This is a genomic window from Tenacibaculum xiamenense, assembly GCF_964513065.1.
Taxonomy (GTDB): domain Bacteria; phylum Bacteroidota; class Bacteroidia; order Flavobacteriales; family Flavobacteriaceae; genus Polaribacter; species Polaribacter xiamenense.
Map to the genome: position 1 here is coordinate 224,394 of NZ_CAZEQU010000014.1, position 19,056 is coordinate 243,449.

A 19,056-nucleotide genomic window follows, 5' to 3' on the forward strand; every position below is an offset into this window, starting at 1 on the left:
TTCTTCAATTCGTTTTCTCTTTTATTCATACATGAGGTTATTATACTCATGAACAAGATTATGTTTAATTTTCTATTTTAATTAGGTTGTATTGTGTTGATGTATGGAGTGTTATCGTATTATGGATTCTACAAATTCCCATTCCCAGACTATCTGATATGGGTAGGGTTCAAAATTTGCTCCGCTTCCTTCATTAAAAGTAAATCCATTTTTATAGTTCTGTTTGCCAATATTTATAAGTTTTTTTGCTTTTGCCTTTTCTCCTAGTTTGTTTAAACAGTAGGCTTTATAATATTGAGCGTCTGAGAAAAATACATATTCATTTAATACTTTGTCAAATTCAATGATGGCATTTTCATAATCTTCCAGTTCTAAATATATTATTCCTAGGTAAAACCTATCTAAGTAATTCACCCAATTTGCACCATGCTCTTTTTCTTGTTTTTTTATTTCATTATTTAGCACATTAAATGCTTTTCTATATTCATTGAGTTGAAGGTGGCAAATTGCAATCCAAAATTCAATAGAATGATCCTGCTCGTAAGTATGGCCAAACTCTTTTTTGTAATTATTGAAATCAATCAAGGCTTCCTCGTAGTTTTTTTGAAAAATACATTTCAGAAAACCTCTTCTTCCCAAATATCTTTGCCTGTCGTATTTTACCGCTTTGTTGTAATGTTTCAGAGCTACTTCATATTTCCTCATTTTCCAGTAAGGAAGAGCCTTTTGTTGCCACAAGTGGGCTATGGTAGAATCCTTTTCAAGCCCCTTATCTATGTGTTTTCCCCATTCCCGATCCATATAATGATACTTATATGCCCCTTTATTCAAGTGTGTAGAAATAATCTCTTTTTGATTACTTGTTGTTTCGACAATAGGAGCCTCTTTTTTGCAGGCTATAAACAATGGGACCAACATAATTATATATGTTATTTTCATTTTATCTGTTTTGTATTAGGGAGTTGCGATTTCTTTTAAGGGGGATTCCCTCTAAAGGAACCTTAAAATGATCAATATGTTTTACACATTTTTATTATTTCAGGAAATAAGGTAATATATACTTATACATCATATCAAAAGGTTGTTTGTTTAAAATTGGTTTACCATAATTACTCCCTGTAAAAACAATAACTAAATTCTTTAACTCAGGGATAAGTAAGATATAATTTCCCCCATTTCCAAAAGTAAACTTTAAAGTAATTTCTCGTTCGTTAATTTTCGCTTTTTCGGTATACCAGTAATAACCATAACTTGCTGGTTTTTGCCCATTCCAGGAATTGCCAGCAACATTAAAAAACGAATAATCTTGCGGTAACCTTACTTTTTCACTTAGAATTTCGTTTATCATCTTTTCTGAAATAACTTGCTGTCCGTTATACTTTCCTTTATTGATAACCATGTTACCAATTGTAAGCATATCTATAGGTGAAATTCTCAGTAGACCTGCAGTAAAATATCTTCCAGTCATTTTGTTTTTTGCCCAATGATAATTGTCTGTAATTTTTAGTGGAGTAAATAAATGTTTAGATGCAAACTCGGCAATATTAGTATTAGATGATTCACTAATCACAGCGCCCATAATCATTGGTGCTGTTCCCGTGTATAACCATCTTTCTTTTGGTGCAAAAGCCATTTTTTGATCAAGACCGTACTTCACCCAGTCTTTTTGGTCAAACATTTTTTCTTCACAATCAGGAAATCCTATATCCCCAAAAAACTGCTCGCAACCAATACCTGTTCTCATTGTCAATAAATCTTCAACTGTAATCAAAGATTTTCTATCATCCCAATTTTCAAGATTACCTTTATTGTATTGAGGAAGGTAGGTTAAAACAGGTTCATTTACTTTCAAAATTTCTTTATCAATGGCTATTCCTGCCAATAGAGCAGTTATAGACTTAGTAGTTGACCTTACATCTTGTAAACTATCTTTTCCATACCCATTAAAATATTTTTCAAAAAGAAGACTGTCATTTTGAGAAATAAGTATTGAATTAGTTTTAGGGTAGGCTCCTTTCTCTATTTTCGCAAATAGTTCATGTATGAGGTTGCTGTTTTGTATGTCTTTTTGTTTTTTCTTCTTATTTGAATTACAAGAATTCAATAGTAGTAAAAGCAAGATAAAAGGAAGAGATTTTTTCATTCGGTTTTTAGTTTTTCATTGGTTATTACGATTTCAGGGAGTTGCTAAAAGTACTAAAGTTAGCAAAAAGTATGAAAGAAAGGGGATTCAAAGAATATTCAGACTAGCGTTTAATGTTCTTTAAAACTGAGAGTTACTTTTAATTAGGTGCCTCGTTAACAAATGCGCATTAAACTTATTTTTAATTTGAGTATTTTCTATTTAATAATTAATTTTTTCATAACAACTCCAATCAACCACCTAAAGAGATTTTGGTTTTTTCATATAATTTATTAGAAATATATGTATGAAAAGTCATTATTTCTTCAGGGTTTTCAGGTTTTAATACTATTTTTTGTGGGAAACCTCCTTTGTAAGATATTGAATACGTTCCATATCCATAAAACTTACTGTTTAAATTTCCATCAGGCTTCAAAGTTAGCGTATCAGGTTTTCCAGCTGTTTCGTGATGAGCGCCAATCGCATTATAGTACTTATTCACATATTTTCCAGCAATCGTTTCTTTTGATACAGGAATATTAAAATTGAAAATAAAAATACAATGTATATTGTTTGTATCAAATATTTCACAACGTTTTGCATAAGTGCTTGTGTCGCTGACGCGTGCTGATTGTCCGTTAGGACAATTACATTGTAAATATACGTTTACATTAGTTTGGTACAAAGTCCGCATGTATTTTATACGTTGTTGTACACAGTTTTATTTTAAGATTATTGTTTTATTATTTACAGAAAAGACTTCTAATATTTCTTTAAAATATTCAGGGAATTTCAGTTTGTAAACTTCATGATTTAGCCATTCCAAAGTAAATTTCCCTGTTATTCCAAATCCACCATAAAAACAGTCATGAAGTGCATCTAAATTTCTTCCAAAATAGCCTCCAATCCCATTAATTTCCTCTCCTAAAGCACAATAGAATTTATCTTGAGAATCAAGATTTTTACCGTCTATAATTGCATATTTGTTTGATTTGTCATTCCCATAAATTCCTAGTCTTAATGATGAATCTAACCAACCTTGAACTTTTTCAGCAGGCAAGCTTTTCCATTCCCCCAGTTTCTTTATTCCAGAAGTAAGTCGTTTCTTTGTTATTTCATAGAACCCTTTACTAGATTCAATTAACCAACCTCTAATTATAACATTTAAATTGTCAAAATTATCTTGAAAGATTTTTTCAATCTTAACATCTGAAATATAAGTAGAGGTTAGTATTTCTCCTTTAGAAGACAATATGTACAAGTAAGCAGAATTATCATATAATTCACTTTCAATATTAAACCTATCTATAAACTTTTCTTTTTCTAAATCGCATTGATATAATGTTATTTCGCATAAGTTTATTGGATTATTATCTTGCGAATATTGAATTACATTTTCACCTTCAATTCCAGATATATCATTGAAAGTAGCAATAAAGTCATAAGACTCTGGATATTTATCAAATCCAATACCTATTTTCATCTTTTTTGTGTAATTGTGTACAGCGTTTGGGGTATGGTTTGTTGTTGTGTTTTGCTTCAAGATTAGTAAATAAAACCTAAACTTTGATATAATAATTATTTTCCAAATTATAACTTGAATCACAATAAAATGTGCCCTCGCGTTGTAGTGAGTTTTTACTCATATTTTTTGTTAAGTTGTTCTAAATAATTCAAAAATAATTTGGCAGACCAATTTTCTTTTATTTCATTATCAAATGCGTTAAGTAGTTCTTCATCAACAGCTAAAAGTTTTCTTAACCTAGTTTTATTAAGAACCTTGGTTTTATGTCCTTTATCTATATCTAAATAGTATATTTTATTTTTTCCATTTGGTCCTAGTATCAAAGCGCCAACTAATCCGCCTGTATTAAAACCAGCTTGTCCTTGTATATTTATTGGATAAGATTCATCAACTAGAAATGCACAGTATTTTCCTTTAACAATAAGCTTTGAAAATCTATTCTTGGTCATAAACTCTACATTATATCTCATATTGTAATACAAGTCTTGATTGTATCTAATAGCAATTGTCTTATTTATTTTTTTAAATCCTTTACAGTTTAAATCTATGTTCTTTACGGTTAATAATAAATCCGTCTTATCTTTTATATTGAGTATTTCAACTTCACAAGGTTTATTATCTTTAAACTGCTCAAAGTTGATAAAAACAGCATTATTAATTTTGGACTCTTGACCAAATAAATTAAAAATTGAAAGATATATTGATAATATTAAAGTATTTCTCATATTAATTTTATGCGGTGTTACCCAACGTTTTTATTCTTTTTCTAATTCAACAATTAAATTACTAATTAAATGTCCTTGATTTAATTCCATTTCCTTTGTTTTATATCCAACTTTTCGGATCTTAATTTTCACTGGATTATCAGGACAAATTCCATAACTGTCAGAATTCATAAAAAAAATGCCTGTCGCATCAGTTGCAAAAACACAATTCGTCTTAAAATTTTGAGCAGTTGCTCTTACTATTTCAGTGCATTTTATATTTGTAAATTCAAGGAGTACTTTTTCAATTGGTTCTTTTGAGTTTGAATCAATAACTTTTCCGTCAATTGTCACCCAACAATCACAAGAAGTTAGCACGGAAGAAATCAAAAGTCCAATAATTATTTTTTTATATTTCATTCGGTCAGTATGTTTTAGTCATTTCTATGGCATTATTATTATTACGATATACAAAAAAGGAATTGCACTTAAAAAAATCCAAACGAGATTATTTTTCAATTCAGTTTTGTGTTTTGAAATCAATAGTATTGTGTTAATCAACGACCATAAAACTCCACCAGAGAAAACAAACAAGGAAATTAAACTACCATATTGGTAAATCCAAGTTCCTCTGTAAGGTTGAACCAAATATTTTAAAAGCATTGCACTTAAACAAATTCCGATAATCAGAATTCCGCTTTTTTTAGTCCAATTTATATTTTTAAGCAACATATTCAATGGTTTGGTCAAACTACTGGCAACTTTTTGGCTAAGTTGCATTTTAATGCAGTTTAGGTGGTGTTGTATATTATTAGTTTTATTCAACTATTGTTTCTATATAATAATTAGCTTCAAATTGATTTACTAAAATTATTTTATTCTCAAATAACTCTATAAACACAGGAGTGGAGCTAGTTTGATACTCTTTCTCTTTCAAACTAAAATTATTCTTATTGAATACATAAATACTATTGCTATCAGGAACTGTTAAATATATTTTATCACTATTCGATATTTTTGCATCTCCAAAAATATTGGATTCAGAATAACGACCAACAGTTGTTTCAGAATGATTTTGGTAATCTATACTAGATTGATAACCAAAAGTAGTGCTTATAAAATATGTTTTATCAGGGGATAAAGCAAATAATAGACTATTTTGGTAAGAACCATTAAATGTATAATCGATAGAAACAACACTGTTATTAACAGTAAGCTTACGAGTGGCAGTTCTACTATCATAGTGTTGGAAACCTTTATAGGTTAGAGAGAAAAAATAATTATCATAAGCATTGAATAGTTTAGAATTAAGATATGTTGTATGAGATCCATTATCTCTATTCAAAACGGTATTATTAATTCTATCATAAACAAAAGTTCCACCATTAATAACATGGCTATAAAAATGCTTTTCTATAAATAAGATGTAGTCATTAATTGGTATTGCAGATATTATATTATTGTCGGTGTCTAAGTCAATAGTTTCTTTAATACTATATGTGTCTAAATCTATAATATAAATTTTTCCATTTTTACTTGGGATATATAAATCTGCCTCCCCATTATAACTACCTATAGAGCTATGGAATATTTTATTATTTAATTCAACTTTTGAAGTTATTTCCAAATTATTTATGTCAAAAAAAACTATTTCCCCGTTAGGGTTAAATATAATAAGTTCATCATTTTTAAATGGATTTTTTAAGACTTGAGAGGGTTTAAAACCTAAATTTCTAGGATTATTAATTGATAAGTAATTTTTACTATAAATGATTCTTCCATTGATTTTTTTAGAGACAGCATATAACAAAAATTTATTTTTATATTGAATATTATCAACTAAAATGTTATCATCTTTATTTTCTAAAGGATTGAAAGAGGTTCCATTTTCTATAATTGATTGACTAGAAGAGTAAGAAGTGTTCCCATCAATAATATGAACTGTATAACTTTCAAAGTCATCATTATTATCTTTTTCCCAAGTTACTTTTATAGTTCCGTCATTTTGTTTTTCCAGAGAAAGGATTTCAAATGATAGAAGAACATTTTCATAAGATTTGTAGTTAATACTGATAGCTGTTTGTAGAATATTATTACTGTCTAAATATTCAGTAACTACAGCATAAGCAATGAAAGAATTAAAAGGAATATTAGTGTCAGTAAAACTATTTAAAAGATTATTATCTATTTCCTTAATTAATTGTCCAGAATTGACAATTACTGATGGATTGAAATAAGCATCCGTGTAAATATCTAGGCGATAAATTTTATACTTCAAAAACTTTTCAATAATTACAGGTTTCCATTGTAGCATTAGTTCGTTGTTACTTTCATCTAAACTAATTAATTCAGTTTGAGGTTCAAAAACAGCATTTTCAGGAATTGATTCTTCATCATTTGTTGAACAACCTGTTACTATTAAAATAGTTAATAGTAATTTATATATATTAAGATAGTTGAGATATAAATAAATTGTTTTTTTAGTTTTCATATTTTTTTTTAAATACTTAAATTGTTTTAAAAATTGCATATAACGGTTTGTATAAACCCTGTTTTAATAGGGTTTATACTTTGTTATAAGTTGTTTTGTTTCGTTTTATTTATATAATTCTTCCATAATTCTTGTCAAGGCGCCAACTGTTCCGTCTTTTACTGTTCTCTCAACTTTAGGGAAGTCAAAATATGTATTCCCTTTTTTAGTATTATGTTTTGTGTGTAGTAATAATTTTCCAGTCGAGTTATAGTATTGCATTTCTACCTCTGTATCGAAACTTTTTCCTGGTTGAATAAATAGATTACTATATTTTACATTTAAAAATCTTAATTGAGTAATTATGATTCCCTCTAGCATATTTTCAAGGCAAATTTTTTCAATAATATTTGAATTAACTGATTCCAGTCTATTAAAATCCTTGATTAATATCACATTAGAAAGAATGTTACGGCTACTTAATTCACTTGACATTGTGTTTTTGTATACTAGTGAGCTTCCCTTAGCTATTTGTTCGATTATATCCTCGTGAGCTAATTGGCTAAACCCAATTCTAGTTGCTTTTTCAATTCCTGAATTTGATTTGTATACTGTTTTCGTTCCTAATACGCTACAGCTTGTTAGTATAGTTGTGACAATAAAGAAAGTAAATGTTTTTTTCATATGCATTTTTAAATTACTTATAACGTTTCGGCTAAGCTGCGTTTTAATGCAGTTTAGGTTTTGTTAGCTTTTCGTCTTTGATTTATTTAATCTAAACCCTTCTGAATCAGATGTAATCCTACTCATTTTAGTGTTTTTCCAATTTAAATTTGCGTTAGCAAATTCAATAGCTTCAGCAACTAATTTTGGGGTTATAGCTTCTATTTCATCTTTTTCTTCAATCCCATTATGTATAGAACGAATGTGAGAATCATTAGCTCCACGGGAGAAGCTGAACCTGTAATTTGGTTTATCGAATAATCCAATATTACAGATTATCAATCCATAATCTTCGTCATATTTTATACTCCAATAATATTGAATATTGTCGACAATAATTTTTCTAATGTTCCTATTCTTCGATACTGCCATTTTATTTCTTCTAATAAAAGCTAACTCGTTATATCCCCGCAAATATAAACGTTATCCCTTATATATTTCCGGATAACCGCATAAACTCATTGTCGTTATCCTTTTTGATATTAGTACTTAGTAACATGAAGAGAGTTACTAACGAATAAATAAAAAAAGAATCAAAAAAAACATTCCTCTCCGGTAAAAGAGAGGAATGTAAAGTAGAGCTATATATCGAACCTGTAATTGGCTTTTAGGGCAACACCCCAGTTTTGTCGATTAATAAATCGATCGAAATTATCTGTAACAACTAAGTATACATAAGATAGTGGTTTGTATTCCCACTGTAAACGACTGTTTACGTTAAAATTATCAAATTGAGTGTTGTATTGTATATAGGTTGTCCAATTAAGACGTTCAGAGAAAAAGATTTCCCCAGTAAATCTTGCTAAATGAAAGGTATCTTTTCCTAATTCATTTAAATTGATTTTATTAGCCTCATAAGTAAGTCTTAACTTGGCAGCAGGAAGCATTAAATATTCTAAATTAGAAAACAAACGAGTTCTTTGTCCATGATAGTACTGCCCATGCCTCAATGAAAAACGATATAATAACCTCTTATTTCTAACGGAATTGTAACCTGCTTGAAATCGAATGTACTTGTAGGTGCCTGGTTCAATACTATTTCCATTTCTTAAAAGGTCGAATCCATATTGTAAGTTATTATAGTCGTAAAAAATATTGAAATAAATGGATGAGAAGTTTTTAAACCACAAGGCGTTGTTAAAGAAAAAAGACGATTGTACTAATTCACCTCTTTCATTCCAATAGTTATTATTGTCCAATAAAAAATAGCGATATGAGTCAATAACCTTTCTTTCTTTTGAATAGTGTCTCAAGGAAATACGGGTTTGGGCTTGAGTATAACCTTCTCTGACAGTAATATCATTGATGGCATCGTAGTTTGAAAGTCGAGGAACAAAACCGACATCACTTATGTAATTTCTATCTACTTTATGAATGGCAAAACTTGCGTTTGTTTTTAATGTATTATACCAAATACCGCCATGATAAAAGTTGTTTTGATTACTATATTCACTATCTAAGCTCTTACCGTAGTTAGCCAATCCTGTCCATTTATTATTCTTTGATTTATAATTAAGATTCACTCCCAGAATGCGATTAAAATCATTTAAGAAACTAAAACCATTCATTTCTTGTCTGTTAACAATAAATCCGGTTGTGGTAAAAGAATCGGAAAGTTGTTGTTGTAGTACCAAAGCTCCGTAGTTTTGTGAAGGTTTGTCATTTTGTTCTTTTGTCACAACATCCAAAACTCCGATTCTTGTTTTTTCTGAGAGATTTCCAGATACTTTTAGCCCAAAAAGAATATCGGTCTGAGCACCGATCCTTCTTGAATAAAATGGATTCACTTGTCTAATTCCTAGGTTCGAGAATAAATCACTGTTCTCAAGGAAAAAGTTTCTTCTTTCAGGAAAATTAATGGCGAATCGCGTCAAATTAGTTACCTGTCTATCCACATCAATTTGAGAGAAATCTGGATTAATTGTAGCATCTAGTTTTAATGAAGAAGTAAGGTTAAATTGAGCATCTAAGCTTGGCGTAATGCTCGTTTTTTTAGTTTGATCAGTTAATTTTTGATTGTGATCAATAGTTAAGGAAGGAATTAAAGTAAATCTTGAAGATTTCGATTCTGAAAGGTTCTTAACCTTAAATTTTTTAGAGAATCGTAAATCGAAAGGACGATAGTTTCTGGCTCTTGGTGCGAAAGTAGTCCATTCATCAGTTTTTACATCTCGTTTGTTAAAAATGACACCCCAGGTATCATTTGCTTGTTCATAACCAATGGATTTCAGAGGAATTTCCATTTCATACATTTTTTTATTTCCTTCAATACGCACTTTCCCATTCCAAACGGCATTCCAGCTATTATTTATCGAAAAGCTTTCACCGGTTCTTTCAATAAGTGCATCTGTCATTGCACCACCCATATTCAAGGCAAAATAATAGGCGCTTTGCTGTTGGTTATAGGTGTCAAGTATTACGATAAATGAATCGCTAAAACCAATTGTATTGCGTAAATCATCCCTTTTTAAAGAGCTAAGTTGAACTCTCGACTCTTGATCATGATAAATAGCTGAGATAAATATTGATTTACCGTTATGAAAAATTTTAACCTCCGTTTGTTTAATGGCTCTTGAACCATTTTTTGGAGAATAGTCAGTAAAATTCGTATGTATTGGGATTTCATTCCATATACTTTCATTAAGAGTTCCGTCTACAGAAATAGTTGCGTTTTTATAGGTGATTTCAAGTTCTTGTGCCTTTAGAAAGAGAGATGTGAGTACAAGTAAAATTGAAAGAAAATTCTTTATCATTTATTTAAGTTTTCTGTTATCCATACGAAAAGTAGTAACAGACTTAATGCGAAATTTAAAAAGTAGATGAATCGGCAATAGACGAAATCAAAAAAGGAATAAGACAACAAATCATGTTTTGTCATCCAAAAACGGGAGTTCGTCATCGCTTGGTTTATTTATGGCAATTATTAACTTAATCTTAGCTATATAGTCGTAATTTTACGAGTTCATATGAATCCATTAAAAAGAGCTTTTTCCGATTATAATAGTTCAGGTGTCAGAATGACTATTTTCTGGCTTTGTTTTCTAATATATTACTTTTTAACTTCCGACGTAGCTTACTTTGGAGCGGGGTATTTTCAAATGTTTGAAAGTGTTTTTATACTGGTTTTAGCGGAGTTTATTGTCGCTATTATCACATTGAGTATCTTGGTGCCAAAGTTTTTAGAAAGAAACAAACCAATCCATTTCGTTTTATGGCTTTTAATTACATTATTCGGGGTGTATATTTTATATTCATTGTTGAGGTCATATTATTATGAAACCAAGTATTTCGAATTTTACCCAGCGGTTAAACAAGAGTTATTTCAAAAACCTTTTGTTGATAGAGTTTTCAATATTTCAGGTTTCTTAAACAAAGGACTTAAGTTTATTACTCCAGCTGCTATCTTACTTACGTATCGATTTTATAAAAAACAACAAAATCTTTTAAAGTTAAAAGAACAAAAAACAACTACTGAGCTCACTGTTTTAAAACAGCAATTGAATCCACATTTTCTATTTAATACTTTAAATAACTTATACGCTTTAACAATTAAAAAGTCCGACGATGCTCCCTTGATTATAGAGAAGTTATCGAATATGCTGGATTATATGTTGTATCGATGTAATGAGCGTTTTGTTCCAATAAACAAAGAAGTTGAACTTATTGAAAACTATTTAGTCTTAGAAAAGCTTAGATACAGCAGTAGAGTCGATGTTAATTTTGAAAATACCTTAGTGTCAAACGTGTTGATTGCTCCATTAATAATGCTTACGTTTATTGAAAATGCTTTCAAGCATGGAGTAGCGCAAGAGCTCAATAAAGCGAAAATCAAAATTATATTGAAACAAACTAAAGACAACATTGTTTTTGTTGTTGAAAATACCAAACCTAATGATATTATTGAGAATGAAGATAAACAATCGATCGGATTAACCAATATAAAGAAACAATTGGAATTATTGTATCCAGAGGATTATGACTTGTCGATTGTAAACGAACCAAAAAAATACCAAACAACTTTAAAACTAGCTGTGAAATGAAATACAAATGCCTAATTGTTGATGATGAAGAATTGGCCAGAGAGCTTATTGAAACCCATTTAAAACAGCTAGATCAATTTGAATTAGTGGCTTCTTGTTCTAGTGCAATTGAAGCGAGTAAGGTTTTACAAAACTCCCATGTCGATTTATTATTCTTAGATATTGAAATGCCTGTTTTAAAAGGAACGGATTTCTTTAAAAATTTAACTCAAAAACCAAAGGTGATTTTTACTACGGCTTACAGAGATTATGCTATTGAAGGTTTTGAGTTGGATGCCATTGATTACCTATTAAAACCTATTGTTTTTCAGCGTTTTTTTAAAGCAGTGACTAAGTTTTTAACTCAAGCAAATGCTCGAGTGATTACCGAGGTTAGGGTAGAGGCTCCTGAAAAGAAAAAGGAGTTCGTATATGTGAGGAAAAATAGAAAACAAATAAAAGTAATATTCGATGACATTCTTTATATCGAAAGCTTAAAAGATTACATTAAAATCCATTTACAAAACGAGTTTCATATGGTGAAGTATAGTATTTCAGCATTTGAAAAAGAACTGGACGCTCGTTTTTTAAGAATTCACAGATCATTTATAGTAAATAAAGATAAAGTAAGTGCATACACAAAAAATGATGTGGAAATTGAGAAGATTGAACTTCCAATAGGTGACGCTTATAAAGAAAAGTTATTTGATTTATTAAAAGAGTAAAAGCGAAAATGAAATAATAAAATCGTAAGTCGACTCACATGTAATAAGTTCAAGATATATTTTAAGGGAATTATTTAAAATTTCAATCTAAGTGAGCGTATTTTAATTCTGACTTAGTGAGTAAAAAAACTTACATTTGCACACTACAACACAACAAAGACAATAATGAATACAATTAACGAAACTAACTTTCAGTTTCCTAATCAAAAATCAGTTTACAAAGGAAAGGTAAGAGAGGTATACAACATTAACGATGAGGTATTGGTAATGATTGCTTCAGATAGATTATCTGCCTTTGATGTTATTTTACCTAGACAGATTCCTTTCAAAGGCCAAATTTTAAATCAGATTGCTACAAAAATGATGAATGATACTGCTGATATTGTTCCGAATTGGTTAGTAGCAAATCCTGATGAAAATGTAGCTGTAGGACATTTATGTCAGCCTTTTAAAGTAGAAATGGTTATCAGAGGATATTTATCTGGGCACGCTGCAAGAGAGTATCATGCTGGTAAAAGATTGCTTTGTGGTGTTGAGATGCCTGAAGGAATGAAGGAAAATGATAAATTTCCAAACCCTATCATTACACCTTCAACAAAAGCTGATAATGGAGAGCATGATGAAGATATTTCAAGAGAAGATATTTTAGCTAATGGAATTGTTTCTGAAGAAGATTACTTGGTTCTAGAAGATTATACCAGAAAACTTTTCGAAAGAGGAACGGAAATAGCGAAGCAAAGAGGATTGATTTTGGTTGATACAAAATATGAATTTGGAAAAACAAAAGATGGAAAAATTGTATTGATTGACGAAATACACACACCTGACTCTTCTCGTTATTTTTATGCTGAAGGATATGAAGCGCGTCAAGAAAAAGGAGAGAAGCAAAAGCAATTGTCTAAAGAATTTGTTCGTCAATGGTTAATTGAAAACGGCTTCCAAGGAAAGGAAGGACAGGCAATACCAGAAATGTCTGATGAGAAAATCACAGAAATTTCAAACAGATATATCGAGTTATATGAGCAAATTACAGGAGAAGAGTTTGTGAAAGCAAATACTGAAAATGTAATTGACAGAATTGAGAAAAACGTTACTTCTTTTTTAAATGAAGGATAATAGAATATCCATTCGGCCAGTTTTAAATTTGTCGGCAGATAAAGAAAATGAGAGTTTTCAAAATTTGACCTTAAGACCTATTTTAAAATTGCAGCATGATATTATTTTACGTTTGTTCATTAATTCAATCAAGAAGCAGAAATTACAAGAGACAATAGAAAATAAAGAAGTCTTTTTTCAATTTATAGAAACTTCGATAGTTAAAAATATTTCGTTAAGAAATTTGTTAATAGGTCTTGTTTTAGGTCAATTTACAATAAGTGAATTTGATGAGTATAAGAAGAATGGATCAGAGTACAATAAACGAATCATAAATATGATAAAACAAAGATTGTATGATAGTTTTGGTGAGTTTAAGGATTTAATAGAAGAGATTTCTAGAAAAGATTAACATATAATTTTCGTAAAATAAAACATATAAAGGAGACAGCTTATTAAAGCTGTCTTTTTTTATTGCGATTTTTTTATTAAAACTATCTTAAAAATAATGATCATTAAGTTAATTGGTTGTTTTTTTATGTAACTTACACAAGACGTAACAAAAACTAAACTTTTACAATGCCAACATATACTTTAAAAGTCAACGGAGAATCGGTGACCGTCTCTGCCGATTCTGACACTCCTTTATTATGGATTTTAAGAGACAATTTAAACATGGTTGGAACCAAGTTCGGTTGTGGTATTGCACAATGTGGAGCTTGTACAATTCATGTAGATGGTAAAGCCATGAGAAGCTGTCAATTACAGGTTTCAATGATAGAAAATGAAGAAATTACTACAATTGAAGGTTTGTCGGAAAAAGGAAATCATCCTTTACAAGAAGCTTGGAAGGAAGTAGACGTTCCTCAATGCGGATATTGCCAATCTGGGCAAATTATGACAGCGGCCTCGTTCTTAAAAGAAAACCCGAAACCCAGTAATGAAGAAATCAGGCAAGCCATGCATGGAAATTTATGCCGTTGTGCATCTTATAACAGAATTGAAAAAGCAGTGTCTATAGCTGCTGAAAAAATGTCTTAAAAAGGAAGTTATGAGTAAGCAAGAAAATAAATTAACGTTTAGCAGAAGAAACTTTTTAAAAACATCAGCTTTAGCAGGAGGAGGAATCATAATTGGTTTTAACCTATTTACGGCATGTAAGGATAATGTAAAGCCTTCTGTAGATTTTGAAAAACTGAATTTTAACGATTTTAATGCGTTTATAAAAATATCAAATGAAGGATATGTAACCATTTACTCTCCCAATCCAGAAATAGGTCAAGGTGTAAAAACTACTATGCCAATGATTATTGCTGAAGAGTTGGACATAGAATGGGATAAAGTACATGTAGTTCAAGCACCACTTGATACAAAAAATTATTCAAGGCAATTGGCAGGAGGAAGTCAATCTATACGTTTCGGATGGGATGCATTACGTCAAACAGGAGCAACCACCAAACAAATGCTAATTAATGCTGCAGCTGCGAAATGGGGTGTTGATGCTTCATCATGTAAAGCTTCAAAAGGGGTAATAACCAATCAAAATGGAGAAACTTTAGGTTATGGAGATGTTGTGAATGAGGCAGCTGTATTGGAAGTTCCAGAAAATGTAAAATTGAAAGATCCTTCGGAATATTCAATCATAGGAAAAGATGCAAAAAATGTTGATCTCGCAAAAATTGTTACGGGTAAGCCGCTGTTTGGTATTGATTATAAGGAAGAAGGAATGTTGTATGCTACGGTATTAAGACCACCAGCTTTTGGTCAAATATTGGAATCTTTTGATGCTGAAGAGGCAAAAAAAATAAATGGAGTAGTAAATGTAATGACCATTGGAGAAAAGGCAAGAAAATTTTTAGACGCAGGAAAATTCAATTGGACATTTAAATTAACTAGAACCGACAAAGTAGTAGTTTTAGCGACAACTACTTGGGCAGCAATTAAAGGAAAAAATGCAATAAAGGCTGTTTGGAAAAGTGATTCGACTTTAGAGGATACTGATTTACATGATGCCAAACTAACAGAATTGTTAGATGGAAAAAAATTCAATGTTAGAAGAGAAGACGGTAATGTTAACAAGGCTTTTGCTGATGCAGATAAAATAATTGAACGTACCTATCATTCTCCTTTTTTACCTCATAATTGCATGGAGCCTATGAATTTTTATGCAAATGTTACTCCTGATAAAGTTCATTTAGTAGGCCCCGTACAAACACCAGAATTTGCAGCAACAGCAGTTTCAGAAATGTTAGATCGGGATTTAGATCAAATTCATATTGAAATGACCCGAATGGGAGGTGGTTTTGGTAGAAGATTATATGGAGATTTTGTATATGAAGCCGTAGAGATATCAAATAAAATTGCAAAGCCCGTTAAGCTAGTTACAACTAGAGAAGATGATATTAATTGTGGTATTTACCGACCAGCAATAAAGTATAGAATTGCTGCATCTCTAAAGGATGGGAAAATAACAGGATATCACTTGAAAGAAGCAGCAATTAATGGAAATATGTTTGGTTTAATTCCACATTTCTTTCCAGCTGGCTGTATTCCGAATTATAAAGTTTCTACAGCCAATTATCGAAGTAATATTTCAACAGGAGCTTGGCGTGCACCTTATACCAATTTCTTAGCCTATGCTGAGCAAAGTTTTTTTGATGAACTGGCTGATGAGTTAGGGCAAGATGCTGTTCAGTTACGTTTGGATTTACTTGAAAATGTAAAAGGAACAACTGATGAGAAAATACAATACTCCGGTAAAAGAATGCAAGATGTTATAAAATTGGCGGCAGAAAAAGGTGAATGGGGCAAAAATAGAGAAGGAGTTTTCAAAGGATTTTCAGCATATTATAGCCATAATACTCATGTGGCCGAGGTTGCTGAGGTTCAGTTAGTAGATGGAACTCCTAAAATTACTAAGGTAGTTGCTGCGGTTGATTGCGGTATTGTGGTAAATCCAACAGGAGCAATTAATCAAGTTCAAGGTGGTGTTCTCGATGGAATAGGACATGCCATGTATGGTGATTTAAACTTTGAAAATGGTAAACCCTCCGTTCAAAACTTTGATTCTTATCGTCTAATTCGAATGAATGAAACACCAAAAGTTGAAGTTCACTTTGTAAAAAACGATTTGTCACCAACTGGACTTGGTGAGCCAGGATTACCTCCAGCGGGAGGAGCAGTGGCCAATGCAATATTTAAAGCATTGAATAAAAGATTGTATAGTCAACCCTTTATTGAATCTATGAATAAAGATGTTGAGAAAATTTTAGGATAATGATAAAATGAAGAAAATGTAGAATTTAGCCCTAATTTAGAATTAATAAAAATAATATAAAAGAGTTATAACATGAAAGCTTCATGTTATAACTCTTTTAGTTTTTTGTTAAAAAACATGCTTTTTTTCAAATAAGAATTAAAATTTTTAACTTCATTTGAAAGTATGCTTTTATTTTTCAATATTAAAATGCAATTTTAAAAATTGAGGGGGCAGACTTTTTTGAATTGCATTGGCATGTTTTGAAAAACTACTAAAAAAAGGTTACTTTCGCATCATACTAAAAACAAAAAGTAAAAATGGTTAAAGATTTATTTGAGAGGATTAAAGGAGATAAAGGACCTTTAGGAAAATGGGCGGATAAGGCGGAAGGATATTATGTGTTTCCTAAGTTAGAAGGACCAATATCAAATAGAATGTCTTTCAATGGAAAAAAAGTTATTACTTGGAGTATAAATGATTATTTGGGATTAGCAAATCATCCAGAAGTTTTAAAAGTTGATGGTGAATCGGCAGCTGAAGATGGAATGGCATACCCAATGGGAGCAAGAATGATGTCTGGTCATACTAAATATCATGAGCAACTAGAAAAAGAATGTGCAGAGTTTGTTGGAAAAGAAGCTTCTTATTTAGTGAATTTTGGATACCAAGGAATGGTGTCTGCAATTGACGCTTTGGTTTCGAAAGATGATATTATTGTTTATGATGTTGATACTCATGCTTGTATTATTGATGGTGTGCGTTTGCATGCAGGTAAGCGATTCGTATATCGTCATAACGATATAGAAAGTTGCGAGAAGAACTTAATGAGAGCAACCAAAATGGCGGAAAAAACTGGAGGAGGAATTTTATTAGTCTCTGAAGGTGTTTTCGGAATGAGAGGTGAGCAAGGTCGTTTGGCAGAAATCGTTGCTTTAAAGGAAAAATATAATTTCCGTTTATTAGTTGATGATGCCCATGGTTTTGGAACGTTAGGAGAAGGAGGAAGAGGAACTGGTTTCGAGCAAGGCGTTCAAGATGGAATAGATGTTTACTTTGCTACTTTTGCTAAGTCTATGGCCGGTATTGGAGCATTTTTCGCTGGAGATAAAGATGTTGTACAGTATTTACAATACAATATGAGGTCACAAATGTTTGCGAAGTCTTTACCAATGCCAATGGTAAAAGGAGCGTTAAAACGTTTGGATATGATTCGTACAATGCCCGAGTTAAAAGATAGGTTATGGGAAATAACAAATGCTTTACAATCGGGATTACGTGATGCTGGTTTCGATTTAGGAACTACACAAACATGTATTACTCCAGTATATTTGAAAGGTGAAATTCCTGAAGCAATGGCAATGGTACAGGACTTAAGAGAAAACCATGGAGTTTTCTGCTCTATTGTTGTATATCCTGTAATTCCTAAAGGATTAATTATATTACGATTAATACCAACAGCACGTCATACAATTGAAGATGTTAAAGAAACAATTGTAGCGTTTTCAGCAATCAGAGAAAAATTAGAAAACGGAACATATAAAAAGGTTGCGGAGTCTATAATGGCTGAATAAACCTTATAAATAGATAAAATTAGAAAAGCTCGGAAGTTAACTTCCGAGCTTTTTATTTAAGAGATCAGTATAAATAAACGGGGGGCGATTATTTTAAAACTTCAGTCCAACACCAAATCCAATTAATAAAGGATTAATGTCAACAGATGCAGGAACTGTAGCAACACCAGCATCAACAGTAACATCTGTACTTAAGCCAACATATTTAGCGTCGAAATTTAAAAACCAAGTTTCATCTAAATCATAATCAAAACCAAGTTGTAAAGCATATCCAAAAGAGTCTTCGTATTCTACATTAACCACTGCACCTGGATCAGCGTTATAGAAAAAGGTGTAATTTGCACCTGCTCCTATATAAGGTCTGAACTTGTTTAAGTTAAAATGATATTGAATTGTTAAGGTTGGAGGTAATAACCAAACATGACCTAAATTGACATTTCCTAAAGCTGTATTAATAGCTTTTACATCATGTTTTGTTGTACCCAAAATTAATTCTGCAGCAATATTTTCAGTAAAAAAATAGGTAAAGTCTAATTCAGGAATAACATTATTGCCAATTTGAATATCTCCTCCAATGGTTCCTATTTCAGCAGATTCATTTGGTAAAACGGTAACCCATCTAAATCTTGCTTGCCATTTTTTGTCGTTGCTATTTTTCTCTTGAGCATTAACATTGGTAAAAAACAAAGCAATAAAAGCAAAGCTTAATAAAACTTTTTTCATAATTAGTAAATTTAATTTTATCTTTAATTTCAAAACAAAATTATCTCTGAAAAAGAAGTTAAAAGATGACGAAAATCATAGGTTACTATTTTTATTAGTTACTTGTTTTTATCTGTATAT

Annotated in this window: 19 protein-coding genes; 7 read left to right on the forward strand and 12 right to left on the reverse strand. The window is 30.9% G+C overall.

Annotated features, from left to right (window positions below; translation table 11 throughout):
• Positions 1-111: 111 nt before the first annotated feature.
• The 11 genes from ACKTTV_RS06185 to ACKTTV_RS06235 form a co-directional block, all read right to left on the reverse strand.
• Entirely contained in the window at positions 112-939 is an 828-nt protein-coding gene (locus tag ACKTTV_RS06185) for a tetratricopeptide repeat protein (RefSeq protein ID WP_408029951.1), read from the reverse strand.
• Between the two features lie 94 nt (positions 940-1,033).
• Complete coding sequence (locus tag ACKTTV_RS06190) at positions 1,034-2,143, reverse strand: serine hydrolase domain-containing protein (RefSeq protein WP_408029952.1); 1,110 nt, start codon at positions 2,141-2,143, stop codon at positions 1,034-1,036.
• A 232-nt stretch (positions 2,144-2,375) separates the two neighbouring features.
• Positions 2,376-2,816 carry a hypothetical protein gene (locus tag ACKTTV_RS06195; RefSeq protein WP_408029953.1) on the reverse strand — a complete coding sequence of 147 codons (441 nt, stop codon included), beginning with the start codon at positions 2,814-2,816 and terminating at the stop codon, positions 2,376-2,378.
• A 27-nt stretch (positions 2,817-2,843) separates the two neighbouring features.
• The gene (locus ACKTTV_RS06200; protein WP_408029954.1) at positions 2,844-3,605 is read right to left on the reverse strand and encodes a barstar family protein; all 762 of its coding nucleotides are present in this window, start codon (positions 3,603-3,605) and stop codon (positions 2,844-2,846) included.
• 155 nt (positions 3,606-3,760) lie between these two features.
• On the reverse strand, positions 3,761-4,372 hold the full coding sequence (locus ACKTTV_RS06205) for a DUF6563 family protein (RefSeq protein WP_408029955.1): 612 nt from the start codon (positions 4,370-4,372) through the stop codon (positions 3,761-3,763).
• A gap of 30 nt (positions 4,373-4,402) precedes the next feature.
• A complete protein-coding gene (locus tag ACKTTV_RS06210) occupies positions 4,403-4,771 on the reverse strand; it encodes a peptidase associated/transthyretin-like domain-containing protein (RefSeq protein WP_408029956.1) in 369 nt (122 codons plus the stop codon).
• Positions 4,772-4,795: 24 nt separating this feature from the next.
• Positions 4,796-5,131, reverse strand: coding sequence for a hypothetical protein (locus ACKTTV_RS06215; RefSeq protein WP_408029957.1), 336 nt, complete (start codon positions 5,129-5,131; stop codon positions 4,796-4,798).
• A gap of 37 nt (positions 5,132-5,168) precedes the next feature.
• Positions 5,169-6,842 carry a PQQ-binding-like beta-propeller repeat protein gene (locus ACKTTV_RS06220; RefSeq protein WP_408029958.1) on the reverse strand — a complete coding sequence of 558 codons (1,674 nt, stop codon included), beginning with the start codon at positions 6,840-6,842 and terminating at the stop codon, positions 5,169-5,171.
• Between the two features lie 105 nt (positions 6,843-6,947).
• Complete coding sequence (locus tag ACKTTV_RS06225; protein WP_408029959.1) at positions 6,948-7,511, reverse strand: hypothetical protein; 564 nt, start codon at positions 7,509-7,511, stop codon at positions 6,948-6,950.
• Between the two features lie 57 nt (positions 7,512-7,568).
• On the reverse strand, positions 7,569-7,916 hold the full coding sequence (locus ACKTTV_RS06230; protein WP_408029960.1) for a hypothetical protein: 348 nt from the start codon (positions 7,914-7,916) through the stop codon (positions 7,569-7,571).
• Positions 7,917-8,125: 209 nt separating this feature from the next.
• Positions 8,126-10,297: a DUF5916 domain-containing protein gene (locus tag ACKTTV_RS06235; protein ID WP_408029961.1), complete on the reverse strand. Its 2,172-nt coding sequence runs from the start codon at positions 10,295-10,297 to the stop codon at positions 8,126-8,128.
• 213 nt (positions 10,298-10,510) lie between these two features.
• Between ACKTTV_RS06235 and ACKTTV_RS06240 the strand changes: the two genes are divergently transcribed.
• From ACKTTV_RS06240 to ACKTTV_RS06270, 7 genes are all read left to right on the forward strand, one after another.
• Positions 10,511-11,584, forward strand: coding sequence for a sensor histidine kinase (locus ACKTTV_RS06240; RefSeq protein ID WP_408029962.1), 1,074 nt, complete (start codon positions 10,511-10,513; stop codon positions 11,582-11,584).
• Positions 11,581-12,288, forward strand: a complete 708-nt coding sequence (locus tag ACKTTV_RS06245; RefSeq protein WP_408029963.1) for a LytR/AlgR family response regulator transcription factor — start codon at positions 11,581-11,583, stop codon at positions 12,286-12,288. The genes ACKTTV_RS06240 and ACKTTV_RS06245 overlap by 4 nt, the downstream gene beginning before the upstream one ends.
• A 165-nt stretch (positions 12,289-12,453) precedes the next feature.
• The gene (locus ACKTTV_RS06250; protein WP_408029964.1) at positions 12,454-13,404 is read left to right on the forward strand and encodes a phosphoribosylaminoimidazolesuccinocarboxamide synthase; all 951 of its coding nucleotides are present in this window, start codon (positions 12,454-12,456) and stop codon (positions 13,402-13,404) included.
• Entirely contained in the window at positions 13,394-13,795 is a 402-nt protein-coding gene (locus ACKTTV_RS06255) for a glyoxalase (RefSeq protein WP_408029965.1), read from the forward strand. Before ACKTTV_RS06250 ends, ACKTTV_RS06255 begins: the two co-directional genes overlap by 11 nt.
• A 167-nt stretch (positions 13,796-13,962) precedes the next feature.
• The gene (locus ACKTTV_RS06260; RefSeq protein WP_408029966.1) at positions 13,963-14,424 is read left to right on the forward strand and encodes a (2Fe-2S)-binding protein; all 462 of its coding nucleotides are present in this window, start codon (positions 13,963-13,965) and stop codon (positions 14,422-14,424) included.
• 10 nt (positions 14,425-14,434) lie between these two features.
• A complete protein-coding gene (locus tag ACKTTV_RS06265; protein WP_408029967.1) occupies positions 14,435-16,660 on the forward strand; it encodes a xanthine dehydrogenase family protein molybdopterin-binding subunit in 2,226 nt (741 codons plus the stop codon).
• A 299-nt stretch (positions 16,661-16,959) separates the two neighbouring features.
• Positions 16,960-18,213, forward strand: coding sequence for an aminotransferase class I/II-fold pyridoxal phosphate-dependent enzyme (locus ACKTTV_RS06270; protein ID WP_408029968.1), 1,254 nt, complete (start codon positions 16,960-16,962; stop codon positions 18,211-18,213).
• 93 nt (positions 18,214-18,306) lie between these two features.
• Here the strand turns inward: ACKTTV_RS06270 and ACKTTV_RS06275 are convergent, their stop codons facing one another.
• The gene (locus tag ACKTTV_RS06275) at positions 18,307-18,936 is read right to left on the reverse strand and encodes an OmpW/AlkL family protein (RefSeq protein WP_408029969.1); all 630 of its coding nucleotides are present in this window, start codon (positions 18,934-18,936) and stop codon (positions 18,307-18,309) included.
• Between the last annotated feature and the right edge of the window lie 120 nt (positions 18,937-19,056).